At 25.5% G+C, this 16,241-nt stretch carries 13 protein-coding genes and 8 tRNA genes; 20 read left to right on the top strand and 1 reads right to left on the bottom strand.

Annotated elements, in window-relative coordinates:
* Positions 1 to 100: 100 nt before the first annotated feature.
* From U744_RS0101390 to rpmA, 15 genes are all read left to right on the top strand, one after another.
* A tRNA-Pro gene (locus tag U744_RS0101390) sits at positions 101 to 177 on the top strand.
* 7 nt (positions 178 to 184) lie between these two features.
* A tRNA-Ala gene (locus tag U744_RS0101385) sits at positions 185 to 261 on the top strand.
* 4 nt (positions 262 to 265) lie between these two features.
* Positions 266 to 342 (top strand) — tRNA-Met (locus U744_RS0101380).
* 20 nt (positions 343 to 362) lie between these two features.
* Positions 363 to 438: transfer RNA gene (locus U744_RS0101375), tRNA-Ile, on the top strand.
* A gap of 3 nt (positions 439 to 441) precedes the next feature.
* Positions 442 to 534 (top strand) — tRNA-Ser (locus U744_RS0101370).
* Between the two features lie 29 nt (positions 535 to 563).
* Positions 564 to 639: transfer RNA gene (locus U744_RS0101365), tRNA-Met, on the top strand.
* Between the two features lie 2 nt (positions 640 to 641).
* A tRNA-Asp gene (locus U744_RS0101360) sits at positions 642 to 718 on the top strand.
* A 4-nt stretch (positions 719 to 722) separates the two neighbouring features.
* Positions 723 to 798: transfer RNA gene (locus U744_RS0101355), tRNA-Phe, on the top strand.
* Positions 799 to 901: 103 nt separating this feature from the next.
* Positions 902 to 1,384 carry a hypothetical protein gene (locus U744_RS0101350; RefSeq protein ID WP_025755317.1) on the top strand — a complete coding sequence of 161 codons (483 nt, stop codon included), beginning with the start codon at positions 902 to 904 and terminating at the stop codon, positions 1,382 to 1,384.
* 1 nt (position 1,385) lies between these two features.
* Complete coding sequence (gene ileS, locus U744_RS0101345; protein WP_036431693.1) at positions 1,386 to 4,061, top strand: isoleucine--tRNA ligase; 2,676 nt, start codon at positions 1,386 to 1,388, stop codon at positions 4,059 to 4,061.
* On the top strand, positions 4,051 to 4,869 hold the full coding sequence (locus U744_RS04140; RefSeq protein ID WP_025755315.1) for a signal peptidase II: 819 nt from the start codon (positions 4,051 to 4,053) through the stop codon (positions 4,867 to 4,869). Before ileS ends, U744_RS04140 begins: the two co-directional genes overlap by 11 nt.
* Positions 4,870 to 5,384: 515 nt before the next feature.
* On the top strand, positions 5,385 to 6,653 hold the full coding sequence (locus tag U744_RS0101330; RefSeq protein ID WP_025755314.1) for a YitT family protein: 1,269 nt from the start codon (positions 5,385 to 5,387) through the stop codon (positions 6,651 to 6,653).
* Positions 6,654 to 6,755: 102 nt separating this feature from the next.
* Complete coding sequence (locus tag U744_RS04135) at positions 6,756 to 7,007, top strand: hypothetical protein (RefSeq protein WP_025755313.1); 252 nt, start codon at positions 6,756 to 6,758, stop codon at positions 7,005 to 7,007.
* Between the two features lie 114 nt (positions 7,008 to 7,121).
* Positions 7,122 to 7,421, top strand: a complete 300-nt coding sequence (gene rplU / locus U744_RS0101320) for a 50S ribosomal protein L21 (protein WP_025755312.1) — start codon at positions 7,122 to 7,124, stop codon at positions 7,419 to 7,421.
* A gap of 10 nt (positions 7,422 to 7,431) precedes the next feature.
* A complete protein-coding gene (gene rpmA / locus U744_RS0101315; RefSeq protein WP_025755311.1) occupies positions 7,432 to 7,692 on the top strand; it encodes a 50S ribosomal protein L27 in 261 nt (86 codons plus the stop codon).
* Positions 7,693 to 7,739: 47 nt separating this feature from the next.
* Here rpmA and U744_RS0101310 read toward each other — a convergent pair whose 3' ends face one another.
* Positions 7,740 to 8,465: a DNA-processing protein DprA gene (locus tag U744_RS0101310; protein WP_025755310.1), complete on the bottom strand. Its 726-nt coding sequence runs from the start codon at positions 8,463 to 8,465 to the stop codon at positions 7,740 to 7,742.
* 187 nt (positions 8,466 to 8,652) lie between these two features.
* Between U744_RS0101310 and U744_RS0101305 the strand changes: the two genes are divergently transcribed.
* From U744_RS0101305 to U744_RS0101280, 5 genes are all read left to right on the top strand, one after another.
* Positions 8,653 to 9,636: an MIP/aquaporin family protein gene (locus tag U744_RS0101305; protein ID WP_025755309.1), complete on the top strand. Its 984-nt coding sequence runs from the start codon at positions 8,653 to 8,655 to the stop codon at positions 9,634 to 9,636.
* Positions 9,637 to 9,723: 87 nt separating this feature from the next.
* Entirely contained in the window at positions 9,724 to 10,443 is a 720-nt protein-coding gene (locus U744_RS0101300; RefSeq protein ID WP_025755308.1) for a nuclease-related domain-containing protein, read from the top strand.
* Entirely contained in the window at positions 10,430 to 12,580 is a 2,151-nt protein-coding gene (locus U744_RS0101295) for a Tex-like N-terminal domain-containing protein (protein ID WP_025755307.1), read from the top strand. The genes U744_RS0101300 and U744_RS0101295 overlap by 14 nt, the downstream gene beginning before the upstream one ends.
* A gap of 58 nt (positions 12,581 to 12,638) precedes the next feature.
* Positions 12,639 to 15,248, top strand: a complete 2,610-nt coding sequence (secA, locus tag U744_RS0101290) for a preprotein translocase subunit SecA (protein ID WP_084644103.1) — start codon at positions 12,639 to 12,641, stop codon at positions 15,246 to 15,248.
* Positions 15,249 to 15,414: 166 nt separating this feature from the next.
* Positions 15,415 to 16,185 (top strand): MAGa3780 family membrane protein, encoded by a 771-nt coding sequence (locus U744_RS0101280; protein WP_036431708.1) that lies wholly within the window; start codon positions 15,415 to 15,417, stop codon positions 16,183 to 16,185.
* Positions 16,186 to 16,241: the final 56 nt, after the last annotated feature.

The raw sequence follows: 16,241 nt of genomic DNA, 5'->3' as shown, positions 1-16,241 counted from the left end.
CTATAATTACTTAGCAAGCAGAAATAAATAAAAAAACTTTTTAATTTTTTAAAAAGCTATATAATAACTATGCACTAATTTAAATTGGTTTTGTGCATATGGAGAAGTAGCTCAGCTTGGCAGAGCGCTACGTTTGGGACGTAGTGGTCGCAGGTTCAAATCCTGTCTTCTTCACCATTTTTTTGGGGGGTTAGCTCATTTGGCTAGAGCGCCTGCCTTGCACGCAGGAGGTGGTGGGTTCGAATCCCATACTCTCCACCATTATGGCACTGTAGCTCAGTTGGTTAGAGCATCCGGTTCATACCCGGAAGGTCAAGAGTTCGAATCTCTTCGGTGCTACCAAATATGTCAACAGTTCTTATGGACCTATAGCTCAATGGTTAGAGCAACCGGCTCATAACCGGTTGGTTACAGGTTCGAGTCCTGTTGGGTCCACCATGTGGGTGATTACCCAAGTCTGGCTGAAGGGACTAGTCTTGAAAACTAGCAGGGGCTTCACGGCCCGCGGGGGTTCAAATCCCTCATCACCCGCCAAATTTAAGTGTTCTTTTGATTTTAATTATAGCGGAGTGGAGCAGTTGGCAGCTCGTCGGGCTCATAACCCGAAGGTCACAGGTTCAAGTCCTGTCTCCGCAACCAATGGTCCAGTGGTAAAGTGGTTTAATACGCCTCCCTGTCACGGAGGAGAACGCGGGTTCGATCCCCGTCTGGACCGCCATTATGGCCCTGTAGCTCAGTTGGTAGAGCAACAGATTGAAGCTCTGTGTGTCGCTGGTTCGATTCCTGCCGGGGCCACCATAAAAACATTCTTTTTTGCTTACTATTAAAACCAGTAATTAAAAAAGAGTGTTTTTTCTTTTTATTAGTATAATTTAAAAAATATTTTAATTTAGGAATCAAAATGTATAAATTACTGAGGAATTTAACTATTTTAACAACTATGATTAGTCCATTATTTTTTCTTTCATGTTCTCAAAAAAAACAAGAATTTAAATTACAAAAACAAATACATGAAGCAGTTAATAATGCTAGTTATGATCAAATTAAACCTTTAATATATTTTCCATTTCAAAATAGTTCTCGAAAAGATTTTACTGGAGAAGCTCTTGATTGTATGAATTTTATAAAGGGAAACAGTTTTGTAGATAAAAATAATAATCAATACAACTCAGTAATAACAGGAGTTTTTCAATATCCACTTCAAAATAGCATAGAAATTAACACTGTTTGAACAATTGATGGAATTACTAATGAGAATGTTAAATACCCAAAGAAATTTATTTTTTCTGGATTTAAGAGAATTCTTCCTAATCATCAACATTATGTAAAAACAAATCAAAAACAAAGTTCTGAAGAATGTTTAAAAAAATACAATGGAGAGTAAAATGATAGATTATAAAAAAACCTTAAAAATGCCACAAACCGACTTTGAAATGCGGGCTAATTTAACTATTAAAGAACCAAAATATCATGATTTATGAATTAAAAAACAGGTTTATAAAAAACTTTTACAGCGCAATAAAACAAATGTTCCATTTATAGTACATGATGGACCTCCATATGCTAATGGTGATTTACACATTGGACATGCTCTAAATAAAATTTTAAAAGATATTGTAGTTCGTTATAAATCAATGAGTGGGTTTTATTCTCCATTTGTTGCAGGATGAGATACTCATGGACTTCCAATTGAGCATAAAATGTTAACTGATTCAAACTTAACAATGGACCAAATTTCAAAAATTGATTTAAGAAAAAAGGCAGCCAATTATGCACTTGAACAAGTTCAAAAACAAAAAGATCAATTTAAATTATTAAATTTATTAACTGACTTTGAACAAATTTATGTTACTTTAGATAGTAATTATGAAGCGGCTCAATTAAAACTTTTTAAAAAAATGGTTTTAGATGGATTGGTATATAAGGGACTTAAACCTGTTTATTGATCTCCTTCATCACAAAGTGCACTTGCTGAAGCTGAAGTTGAATATAAAAATATTATCTCTCCATCAATTTATGTATCACTTAAGGTGACTGATTCTAATTTTAAAAAAGTTAATGTTGGAGATAATTTAATTATTTGAACCACTACTCCATGAACATTACTTGCGAATGCTGCAGTTGCTTTAGGTGAAAACATTGAATATGTTAAAGTTAAAGTAAATGAAAATTACTATATTGTGGCTTCATCACTTTTAAATAGTATTGTTGAAATTTTAAAATGAGAAAATCATATTATTGTTGAAAGTTTTTTAGGTAAAGAATTAATTGAAGTGTTTTACTTAACTCCAATTTTAAAGCAACAAGCTCCAGTGGTTTATGGACATCATGTAACTGTTGAAAGCGGTACAGGACTTGTTCATATTGCTCCTTTGTTTGGAGAGGATGATTTTCAAATTGGGAAAAAATATCATTTAAATATGATTATGCATATTTCAGATCAAGGTTATATTGAGAAAACTAATACTGAATTTGATGGAATGTTTTATGATGATGCAAATAAAAAAATTTCAGAATTTTTAGGAGAAAATTTGCTTTCTTTTAGTCGCTTAAAACATTCATATCCTCATGACTGGAGAACTAATAAGCCAATTATTTTTAGAGGGACTCCACAATGGTTTGTTTCAATTGATAAAATAAAAAACACAATTTTAAATCAAATTGAAAATGCTATTACAACTTATCCAAGTTGAGGAAAAAAACGTCTATATGATATGATTGAAAATCGTTATGATTGAACTATTTCTCGTCAAAGATCTTGAGGGGTTCCAATTATAATTTTTTACAATCAATTTGGTGAACCAGTTATTGAAGAAGAAATTTTTGATCATGTAATTGAATTAATTAAGCAAAAAGGAAGTGATATTTGATTTGAATGAGAAACTGATCAACTTCTTCCTAAAAATCATCAAAACAAAGGTTATACAAGAGAAATGGATATCATGGATGTCTGATTTGATTCAGGAGTTTCTTCCATTGCAGTAGATATTGACAATATTAAACCTCCTTATGATTTATACTTAGAAGGAAGTGATCAATATCGTGGGTGATTTAATTCATCAATGATTAATGCAGTTGCATGAAATAAACAAACACCATTTAAAAATTTAGTGTCACATGGATTTGTTTTAGATGGAAAAAATCAAAAAATGTCTAAGTCAAAAGGTAATACTATTACACCTTCTGAAATTGTTTCAAATTATGGTGCTGAAATATTAAGACTTTGAGTGGCAAATAGCGAATACTCAAATGATATATCAATTTCAAAAGAAATTTTAAATCAAAACAGTGAAATTTATCGTAAATTAAGAAACACAATTCGTTTTTTACTTGCTAATATTAAAGACTATAAATTTAACTCAGAACAAATTTTTGAAGGAATTCATCTATATATTAATGAACAACTTAAACAAATTAAAAATAAAGTGCTTGAAGCTTATGATGAATATAAGTTTATTAATGTTGTTAAAATTATTAACAATTATGTTGTAGAAATTTCAAGTTTTTATCTTTCAATTATTAAAGATATTCTTTATACAAAAAAAGAAAATGATCCTGAAAGATTGATGATTTTAAATAATCTTTATCAAATTGCTGAGTTTTTACTTGTTTCCTTAAGTCCTATTTTACCTGTTACAACTGAAGAAGCTTATTCATATTTTGAAAAAGAAAATAAAGAAGAATCAATTGTTCTAGAGAGATTTTATAAAAGTGAAAACAATATAAATGAAGAAATATTTACTAAATTTAAAGAATTTTTTGTTTTAAGAGAAAAAGTTAATTTACTAATTGAACAAGCAATTCAATCACAACAAGTAAAGCGATCAAATGAATTAAAATTGTATTTAGATAATCCTTCTGATTTTATAAAAAGTTTAAATTTAAAAAATTTATTTTCAGTTGGTGATATTGAGTTTTCAGATCAATTTAAAGTAGAAAAATTTGTTTCAGAAAAATGTTTGAGATGTTGAAATCATTTTTATGTTAATCAAATAAATGAAAATCTTTGCCAAGTGTGTTATCAAATTGTAAAGGAAATGAATTTTGAAGATGAAAAATAAAGAATTTGAAGAACGAATTTATAATTGAATATTTAACTTAAAACAACATTTAATTAAAAATAAAAAAGAAATTTTTATTCGTTTTAGTGTATTTATTTTAATTTTTACCACTATTTTATTAATTGATCAACTAACAAAAACTTTTATTTTCAATCATGGAGATATTTTTAAATTAGATGCAAATGAAAAAGTTCCCATTATATATGAAGGTAATGAAATAAAAATTAAAGCAGAAGAAATTTTTCCAATAAATAAAAGTGATTGAATTGATTGAAAAATTATTGGTTTTAGAAGTATTTGGCATGGAGGAGTAACAATAGGAAATATTCCTTTATGAATTGTTAGAATTATTTCTATCATTGTAGTTCTTTTTTCATTTTCAGCGACTTTTTTTATGAAAAAAACAAATTGATTTTTAATTGTTTTACTTGCACTTGTAGCTGCAGGATCTTCAGGAAATGAATTAGATCGGATTTTATTTAAAGGTCATGTTAAAGACATATTTTATTTTCCATTTACAAAAAATTCTAGATTTTTAGATGGAACATTTAATTTTGCTGATGTAGTCATTATAACTGGAATTATTTTATTAATTGTTTATTTTGTAATTTCTTTTGTAAAAGAAACAAAACAAGAAAATAGAGAAAAAAAAGAGCAAGAGTTTGAAGAAAAAATTCTTATTGCTGAATTAAAGTCACACGATCAAAAATTGAAAATAATTAATACTAATAAAAAAATAGCTCGTCGTTCTAGTAAATTACAAAAATCAAGAAGAGCTTGAAAAATTATTAGTAAAAATAAAAAATAAAGTCATAAAAACTACTTTAATTTTAAATTGAAAATTTAAGTACTTCACTATAATTTATATTTTTATAGAGAAGTACTTTTTATATATGTATATATAAACAATTATAAAATTTTTTACCATTTTAAATGGTATTGAAATATTTAAATTATTATCTATTGTTTGCAATAATAGTAGAATTTTTAAACCAGTTAAAATTGTTTTTCTTGAGTTTATTAGTTAAAGTAATTTTTAAATATTTTAAAAGCAAGTTTTTCATTAATTTGTCAAAGTTTTTATTTTAATAGAATATAAATTCTATTGTTCTCAATTTCAATTGATACACTTTTTAGTATTAAGATTTCATTGTATTTTTTTTATTTTTTATGATTATTTTAATTTTAAATTTAAAAAATTCAAAATTAACAAATAGCTAATTAAAATTATTATTTTTTTTAAATATTTTTTTATAATTATTTTCATATTAAAATAATCTTATTTTAATTAAACATTTTTAATTAATTTAAAGGAAAAAATAAATGTTAATTAATCAAACACAAAATGATTTAAATAATTCAAAAGAAAATGAAAAAAAAATAAAAAATTTATCAAAAACACAAGAAATTCATTTAGATCAAAGTAAAATAAATAAAGATATTACAAAAGAATTAGAAATTTTAAAATACAGAATGGGTAGTTTTTTTATCCATAATAAAAAAGCTAATTTTAGTTGAAAAGAATTAGTCCAAACATATTACTGAAAAGTTATTTTTGTTATAATTTCAGCTTTTGTGTTTAATTTTTCAATTCAAATTTTTTTGTCTCGAGGTGAAACAATTCCTTCAGGATGAACTGGAATTCCAACTTTATTGCAAATACTGTTCAATGAAATTCGCCCTTATTTTGCTTTGATATATTTAGCAGTAAATCTACCATTATTTTTAATTTTTTGAAAGAAAATTAAAAAAAGTTTTCTAATTTTAACTTTTATTTTTATGATTAGTCAGATTGTTGCTAATTTAATTTTTACTTATGAACCTATTTTTGAATTTATCACTTCATCAATTAATTTAGTTCCTTTTTCTAATGAAGAAATTGAAAAATTAAAGGAAAAGCAAAATTTTAATTCTTACAAAGATATTATTGATTCAGCTAAAGAATTGTGAAATGAAGAAGGAAAAACATGACCATTTTTTGTATATTGTGCAATTGGTGCTTTTTTTGTTGGAATTGCAATATCAATTTCCTGAAAAGCAGGTGGTTCAACTGGTGGAACTGATATTATTGCTTATTACTTTGTTACTAAGTCAAAAAAATCTATTGGATCAATTTTGTCAATTTTTAGTTTTATTTCAGCTACCATTTTTTTAATTATTTGAGGGGTAGTTGCTCCAAATAAAGGAATAGGATTGTTTGAGTATAAAAATTTGGCAGTTAAAGCTTCAAATAGTCAAATTTTTATTGGAGTGCGTGAAATTTCAACTTATTTATATATATTAATTAGTACTTTGGTTGTGTCAATTATTTATCCTAAGTATAAAAAAATGAAAATGACAATTGTTACTAAAGATATTACCAAAGTTTTAGCTTATTTTAAATTAATTGAATATTGACATGGATATAGAATTGAAACATACAAATCAGGTTTTACAGGAAAACGTGGATATAAAATTGAAACAGTAGTTTTGCTTCTTGAAACTAAAAATTTAGTTTATGATTTAAAAACTTTATCTTCAGATATTTGAATTTCTCTTTCACCAGTTTCAAATATTGTTGGTTCATTTAATACCAAATTTGTCGATCAGTAAAAGGAATTTAAATTTTTTAAAAAATAAATATAAGCTTTTTATGTTTATATTTTTTTTCTTTTATTTTTAAATTTTTTTTATTTCAATTATGAAAGGAGAAATATGAAAATTAGTAATTTAGAATTAGTAAAATCAGAGCAGTTGCAATATTTTCAACCAGGTTTTGCCATTTCATCATTGCTTGTGGCAATTCCTGCATTAATTAATGTTATTGCACCTATTGTTGGATTGATTAAATCAACACTTTCAGTAAGTGGAGAAATTAAAGATAAAAATTCAACTTTTAAATGAGATAATTCAAAAGTAGCTGATAGTAAGACATCTTTAAATTTAAATAAATATATAAGTTTTTAATTAAATTAAAAAAGTTGTGTATAATAAAAAAGTTACTCTTTAGTAACCGTTCTAAAAAGGTTTTTTTAAGTACTTTATGTCACCTTCCAGACGAGCCAACTTCGGAGGTATTGCATGCTTGCAATTATCGAAACAGGTGGTAAACAATTATTAGTTAAGGAAGACCAAACTATCTTCATTGAAAAAATTGAAGGTGAAGAAGGTTCTACTGTAACATTTGACAAAGTGTTACTTGTGAATGGAAAAATTGGGCAACCTTATGTTAAAAATGCTTTAGTATCAGGTATTATCGAAAAACAAGGAAAATCAAAAAAAATTATTGTATATCGTCACAATGCAAAATCAACTCACAAAAGAAAACTAGGTCACCGTCAGCCATATACTCGTATTAAAATTACTTCAATTCAAGGATAAGGTCTAGAAAATGGCAAAAACAAAAGCTGGTGGTTCCACTAAGAACGGCCGTGATAGTCATAGTAAGAGATTAGGTGCTAAATTAGGTGATGGTCAATTTGCAACAGCTGGTTCAATTATTTATCGTCAAAGAGGAACAAAAATTTTTCCTGGATTAAATGTTGGACGTGGTGGTGACGATACATTATTTACCAAAATTGATGGATATGTAAAATATGAAAGCAAAAGAAACAGAAAATTTGTTTCAGTTTACCCAGAAAAACAAAACTAAAAATTAACTTTAGTTATAAAAAACACTAAAAATATTTTTAGTGTTTTTTATTTTCAAGAAATACTTTCGCTAATATAAGTTATTAAGCGTGCTCCACTTTTAATTAATTCATTGTTATAATTAAACAAATTTTTTCCTGGAAAACAACTTATTTCTTTTCCTAAATTTAAAAAGCAAGAAACTAGATGATCCACTTTAGAATTTTTTTTGGCAGAAAAAATAATTAGTTGATCACTTAAAGCAGCAGCAAAGTAATTTGATTGCTTAAAATGTTGAATTTTTGCATGTTGTTTAATTGGATATAATGAAACATATAATTCATTTTCAGAAATTTTTTTATTTGCAATAAAATCTAAGCCTGATTTTCAAATATAAATAATTTTTCCCCCTTTGTTTTTAAATTTTTTAACCAATTCTTTTTCAGACAAAAAATAATTAGTTACTAATGTGCAATTTTTGGTAATTTTTTCAATATTGTCATTTCAGTAATTATCATTTTCTTCTTCTGAAACAAAATAAATTTTGTTTAATTCATTTAATAATTTTATATTTCCTTTTGCAAAAAATCCAAGAATTGGATTTTCTATTTTAGTGAAACTTATTGGGAAATTTGAATCATAAAAATCAATAAATTCTATTTTATTTAATGTGTAGAGTTCTTTTGTTTTTATAATTTCTTTTTCTATGTCTTTTTTAAAAATTTTCATTGATTTAAAAATATCTTGAGTGTTATTTTTAAATTTATCAACAAAATATAACAAAATATCATTCATTTTTTACCTCTAATTAATAATATTTTTTTTAATCATTTGTTAAAAAAAAATTAATTTAAACATTTATAGATTCAAATAATAATTTAAAGCAATTTTAAATAAAATAAAAAGTGATACAATAAGTAAGTTATCAGTTATTGAATAATCTTTAAAGTTTAATAATATAGTAGAAAATGGAAAAATTAAAATGAATAATCATTCTTTAAAAACAAATAAAAATATTTTAAATAAATTATTTTCTTTTTTTAAAATATTACCCTCACAAAGAAACGAAGCTTTAAGACCAGTTAATGGAAAAACATGAATTATTAATGGATTTAGTGAATTTTTAGGAACATTCATTTTATCATTTGCTCTTGCAGGATTAAGTATTTACATTAATAAAAGTGTTGTTGAACACTATTTTCTTTCAAAAGTGTTTTTAGGTTTATTTTCTGGATTTGGTGTTGTTGGCGTGTGTATGTTTATTTTTTTAAGATGAAGTTGTGATTTAAATCCAATTATTAGCATTACTAAATATTTAAAAGGAATGCATAATGGATGATATGTTTCATATAAAATTTTTATTCAAATTTTAGCTGGAATATTAGCTGGAATAATTGTATATTTAATTGGAATAAAAACATCAGGTCAAACTCAAGATGGTTACACTTTAGCTAATGCACCAGTTGATGCAATTAATTCAACAGAAACATTATTTAAAATTTTGAATCTTAATCAAATAGGTAAGTTATATGTTGGAGGAACAGTTATTTTTTGTGGAGAATTAATTATGTCAATGATATTGTTATTTTCAATATTTTCTTCAACTATTAAAGATAAATATCGTGATGTTGTAACTTTATTTATAATTTCAATGGCATTTTGAGTTGGGATTTTAAGTGGTTCTGCTGCTATTAATCCAGTTAGAGGATTAGCTCAACAATTACCAACACTATTTGTTGGGAATTATTCTTCTGAATTTATGGTAAGTGTCACAGTTGCTACTTTAGCTATGATATTAGGTAATTTGTTATCAACAGTAATTTATGTTTTTATGCAGGGTTTTAATGAATATTTTTTTAACCCAATGCTACATAAAATTATTTTTTGGAAAAATAATTCAAAATCTGCATTTATTACAGATCAAGAGTATAAACAATTTTTAAATTCAAAGGAAAAAAACAAATAAATTTTATATTAAAAAAATAAAGAGAAGGTATCCCTTCTTTTTGTTTTTAAATTTAAAGTATAATTAAAAAACAAAGGAAGATTTTAAATGGATAATAACACTATTTTAGAGATTAAAAAAAATGGTTCAAATTCTGTTACATTAACTATTGTTTCAATTGTATTGATAAGTTTATTTATTGTTGTTACAATAGTTTTTTTTACTTATAAAAAAATTATAAATAAAACCAAACAAACTGAGGGTTTTCAGTTTGAAAAAAATGTTAATACAAAGTTAAAAAGTGAACTAGTTAACACATCTTTTGATCACTTGGAAGGTGGGATTTACTCATATAATTCTAAAATGTATGAAGTTGATGGAATTTTAATTAGTCATTCAATTATTGTAGTTTTAGAATATAAATCTTTTCATGGGACAATAACAGGTGATGGTGCAAATGAGTATGTTTTTGTTAGTTTTAAAAAAAGAAAAAAAATGAAATTTAAAAATCCAATTTTGCAAAATGAAAAACATTTACATAACATTTGAAAATCCTTAGGAAAAAAGGTCCCAATCGCTTCATTAATTGTTTTTCCAGATGATTTAAAAATTAACTTTAAAAATGTTGAAAGTCATGTAATATTAACCAATTTAAAAAAATTAAAAGAAAAAATTCAAATCCTTGAACAAGCTTCTCAAAGCCAAATTCCTGAATTTAATAAAAATGAAGTAATTAATTTACTTAAAATTTTAAAAATATCAACTATTAAAGAACAAAGAAAATTTAATGAATTAATAAATAAAAAGGAAAAATATGAACGAAAATAATATAGTAATTGAAAATGTTGCAAATGAATTGCAAATTACAAAACAACAAGTTAATATAGTTTTAAATATGCTTTCTAATGGTGATACCGTTCCATTTATTTCTCGCTATCGAAAAGATGTTACTGGCGGACTTTCTGATGAGCAAATTTACAAAATTGAAGATTTATTTAATTACCAAAATGAATTACAGAAGCGAAAAGAAAGTATTTTAAAAATTTTAAAAGAAAAAAATCTTTTAACTGAGATAATTAAAAAAAATATTTTGCAATGTAAAACAAAAAGTGAACTAGAAGCCATTTATCAACCATACAAAGAAGGAAAAATTACTAAAGCAGCTGAAGCAATTGCACTTGGTCTTGAACCGCTTGCTCAAAAAGTTTTTAAAAATAAAAATTCAAATTTTGATTTTTTTTCTGAAGCTCAACAATATCTAAATGAAAATGTCCCAACTGTAGAATTTGCTAAAGAACAAATTAATTATATTTTAGCTCAATATTTTTCACAAGATTTAGAATTAAGAGAAAAAACAAAGCAAAAGATTTTAAATTATGGCATGATTGTTACTAATAAAACAAAAAATGCTAATGATTCCTTGAAAACCTTTAAAAATTATTATGATTACAAAATTTTAATTAAATACATTAAAAATCACAATGTTATGGCCATTAATCGTGGAGTTAATTTAAAAATTTTAAAACTTAATTTTGAATACAAAAAAGAATTTATAGTTAGTGATTTTCTTTGAAAATATGATCGTAAAAAAATCAATCATGAATTATTTATTAATGCAATTGAAGATGCTTTAAAACGTCTTATTTTACCAAGTATTGAGAGAGAAATTTTTAATGATTTATTTGCAGCAGCAGAAGAAAAATCAATTATTTTATTTTCTAATTTAATTGAAAAAATGCTAAATGGTCCAGCAGTTTCAGGACATAATATCATTGCAATTGATCCAGCTTTTGCTAATGGTTGCAAATTAGCAGTTCTTGATGAGCAGGGAAAATTATTAGATAAAGTGTTTAAAGTTTATCCTCCATTTGCTAGTAAATTTACTTCTGAAAAAAATAGTGATTTAGCATCAAAAATAACTTTAAATTTAATTGAAAAACATAAAGTTTCAATTATTGTAATTGGTAATGGAACTGCATCAAGAGAAACTGAAAAATTTATCAGTGATTTAATTCAAGAACATCAATTAAGTGTTAAATATGCTATTGTTTCAGAAGTTGGTGCTAGTGTTTATTCAACAAGTGATTCAGCTCGCAAGGAATTTCCTAATTTAGATGAACAACAAAGAAGTGCAATTAATATTGGAAGAAAATATTTAGATCCACTTAATGAGTTGGTAAAAATTGATCCTAAATCTTTGGGAGTTGGTCAATATCAACATGATGTAAATCAAAAAGAACTTCAAAAATATCTTGACTTTAAAGTTCAAAAAGTAGTTTCAGAAATTGGAGTTGACTTAAATGCAGCCACAAAAGAGATTTTAACTTACATTCCGGGATTAACTGAAAAACATGCTCAAAATATTTTAGACTATAAAAATTTGCATGGTAGTTTTAATAATCGTAATGAAGTAAAAAAAGTTAAAGGAATTGGTCCTAAAACATTCGAACAAGCAATAGGTTTTTTAAGAATTTTTTCTTCAAATGAATATTTGGATAAAACCTTTATTCATCCTGAATCATATATTTTAGCAAAAAACATTATCAAAGATTACAACATTGTGCCAACTGAAGAAGGTATTGATATTTCAAATTTAAAAACTAGTGATCTTGCACAAAAATACAATCAAAGTGAGTTTCAAATTGATTTAATTTTAAATGCTTTAAACTCACCAACAAAATTAATTCGCAATCAAAAAGATGGATTTGTTTTAAAAGATAGCATTACTAATGATGAAGATTTGCAAAAAGGACAACAATTACAAGGAACAATACAAAATGTTACTGATTTTGGAATTTTTCTTTATATTGGAGTGAAAAATTCTTTATTTATTCATAGTTCTAAACTAAACTTGCAAGTTAATGAAAATCCAGGTGATTTATATTGACCTGGAATGATTGTTGATTGTGTTATTGAATCAATTGACTTAGAAAATAAAAAAATTTCAGGAGCACTTGTTAGATAAACAAGTGTTTTTCTTTATTAAGAAAGTAATAAAAAAATAGTTTATAATTAAAAAACTTATGAAATTATTAGATTTTAAAACAACTGAAATGCGAATTGCCCAAAGGGCTTTAAAAGAAATTAATAAACTTGAAAAATATGTTGAAAAATTAACTGATCAACAACTCCAAGAACAAACTTCTCGTTTTCGTCAGATGTTAAAAGATGGTTATTCACTTGAATACATTCGTAATGAAGTTTTTGCAGTAGCTCGTGAAGCAACTCGAAGAATTTTAAAAAAACGCCCTTATGATGTGCAGATTTTAGGAGGAATACTTCTTGATTTAGGTTCAGTAGCTGAAATGAAAACTGGAGAGGGAAAAACAATTACTTCAATTGCTCCTGTTTACTTGAATGCCCTTCCAGGTAAGGGGGCTATTGTTTCAACAGTTAATGAATATTTAAGTGAACGTGATGCCACTGAAATGGGAGAAGTGTTTAATTTTTTAGGATTAACTGTTGGAATTAATAAAGCTCAAATGAATCCAGATGAAAAACGTAAAGCATATGCAGCTGATATTACCTATTCAGTTCATTCAGAACTTGGATTTGATTATTTAAGAGATAATATGGTTGAAAGCATGGAAGAAAAAGTTCAACGTGGTTTGAATTTTTGCTTAGTTGATGAGGTTGATTCAATTTTAATTGATGAGGCAAAAACTCCTTTGATTATTTCAGGAGGTGAACAACAAGATTCAGCTGTTTATTTTGCCGCAGATCAATTTGTGCGCACTTTAACTCGTGATGATTATTTAATTGATGAAGAATCAAAAGCAATTACTTTAACACATTCTGGAATCACTAAAGCTAATAACTTTTTTAAAGTAAATAATATTTATTTAATTGAAAATTCTGAACAAGTTCATTTAATTCAAAATGCTTTAAGAGCACATAAAATTATGAAAAATAATGTTGAGTATATTGTTAGAGATGGCAAAATTGAATTAGTTGATGGTTTTACTGGTCGGATTATGGAAGGAAGAAGTTATTCTGAAGGATTACACCAAGCAATTCAAGCAAAAGAAATGGTTGAAGTTGAACCTGAAACTCAAACTTTAGCTACAGTTACTTATCAAAATTTCTTTAGAATGTTTGCTAAATTATGTGGAATGTCAGGAACTGCTAAAACTGAAGAACAAGAATTTATAGACATTTATAACATGAGAGTTAATGTCGTGCCAACTAATATGCCAATTGCTAGAATTGATGAACCAGATGCAATTTTTGCCTCATCTGAAGATAAATGACAAGCTGTGACTAAAAAAATTCATGAGTTATATGAAAAAGGGCAACCTGTTTTAGTTGGAACTGCACAAATTGAAGATTCAGAAGAGCTACACAAACATCTTTTAAGAGCAGCTATTCCTCATACTGTTTTAAATGCTAAACAAAATGCTTCTGAAGCTGAAATTATATCTAAAGCTGGTCAAGTTAAATCAGTTACAATTGCAACAAATATGGCAGGACGTGGAACTGATATTAAACCTTCAAAAGAAGCGCTTGATCTTGGTGGTCTTTATGTTATTGGAACTGATAAAGCTGAATCAAGAAGAATTGATAATCAATTAAAAGGTCGTTCAGGTCGTCAAGGTGATATTGGAACTAGTAAATTTTATATTTCAATTGATGATCCTCTTATGCAAAGATTTGCCAATTATGAAAGTTTTAAGGAAGCTTATAGTGATTCAAAAGGCCAAGAAATCACTAATAAAAATCTTCGTTTTGCTTTCAATCATGCTCAGAAGAAAATTGAAGGATTTAATTATGATTCAAGGAAATCAGTTTTAAATTATGATGATGTTATTCGTCAACAAAGAGATTTAATTTATTCGCAGCGTGATTTAATTTTAGCTTCTAAAAATACTGAGTTTATTATTAAAAAAATGATTAAACATACTACAAATTCAATTGTTAATTTTCCAGCTTATAAAAACAAAAACTTTTACAATTATGCTGAATTAGTTAATTTTTTAAATCAAAATGTAGGAAAATTAATTGCATTTGAATTTTCTTTAGAAGAAATTAGTAAAATTTTTGAAAAAGATTTACCTAATTATGTTTCAAATGTAGTTATTCAAGCTTTTGAAAAATGAAAAGAAAATGCAATTAATTACACTTCAGAAGAAGAAGTGCATCTTTTAGAAAAGCAAATTATTTTATCAATTTTAGATCAAAAATGGAAACGCCATATTAATCGAATGGAAAAATTGCGTTCAAATATTAATTTAGTTCAATATTCACAAAAAAACCCATATCAAATTTACACTCAAGAAGGAACTAAAATGTTTGAAGATATGATTGAAAATATTGCATTTGATGTAATGTTAAAAATTTTTTCAAATCGAATTGGAGCGCGCTCATTAATTACAAAAGAGATGCAAAATGATCCAATTTTTAAAGAAATTTTACAAAGTATGAATTTAGGAATTGAACACACTCCTTCAGAAAGAGAAGCCGAAATTGTTTCACTTTACAAAATTATAAAAGAAAAAATGTCTGAAATTTCAACTTCATTAGATAATTTAAGATCTAATATTTCATCTTCAAATTCAATTGAAAAAAATTTAGAAAATGATAGTATAAAAGAAAATAATTTAAATGAAAAGTTAAATAATAATAATAATAATTAATATTTTTAATATTAAAATATAGTATAATTGTCAATGAGCCGACATCGAGTTTTAAAACTTGTGTCAAATAGTCTGTTTAACAGACTTTTTTTATTTTTTTAAAATTTTTGCTAAAAAATAAATAAAAAAATTGTATTTTTTGATTTTTTTATTAAAATTTATTTCTATGAAAGAAAAAATTAATTTAAAATTGCTTTTTCAAGATAAAAAAAATGCAGCAATGTTTATTGGTGGAATTTGTATTTTAGTTACAGTGTTATCTTTTATTTTAACTGACATAATTACTTATGATCATAGTGAGACATTAAAGAAAAGTGAACCAACTTTTAAATTAATTTTTAAAAGTATTAGCACTGTTATTTATTTTACATATTTATCAAATTTATTTTTAGGATCAGCTATGCTTGGCAGTGCAATAGCTCAAAATAGAAAATCTAGAGAAGCATATTTTATTTCAGTGCTTTTAATTACAATTACATTTTTAATTTACTGAAGTTTAATTGCTTTTCAAACAAATTGAAAACAAGTTTATAATGCAACCACTTCACTTATTACACATTGCATTGTCCCTATTTTTGGATTTGTTATGTTATTTTTAATACGTAAAGATATTACAGTTACTAAAAATAGTTTATTTATTTCATCAGGAATTGTTTTTACATACTTTTTCTTTGCTTTAATTATTTATTTTGCTACTTATGGAAATTTTAAAGGGATTGAAAGGGGATATGTAATTTATAGCTTTTTAGATTTTAAATTTCCATTTTATTATAAAGGTGGCAATTTAATTGTGGTTATTCTTTTAGATCTTTTAGCTTTTTTAATTGGAGCAACAGTTCCAGTAGGATTGTTTTATTTTTGATTGTTCGTTACCAAAATAAAATATCAAAAAAGCAAATGTATTTTGAAAAGGTTTTCAAGAAAAAAAATTAAATAAATTTAAAACATGAATGTGATTTTTTCTAACATTCATGTTTTTTATTAATAGTTATA

Origin of the sequence: Mycoplasmopsis cricetuli ATCC 35279 (genome assembly GCF_000526955.1) — a bacterium.
In the GTDB taxonomy this organism is placed as follows: Bacteria; Bacillota_I; Bacilli_A; order Mycoplasmatales; family Metamycoplasmataceae; genus Mycoplasmopsis; species Mycoplasmopsis cricetuli.
Note: the sequence above shows the minus strand (reverse complement) of the source record. Positions and strands in the feature narration are given on the sequence as shown.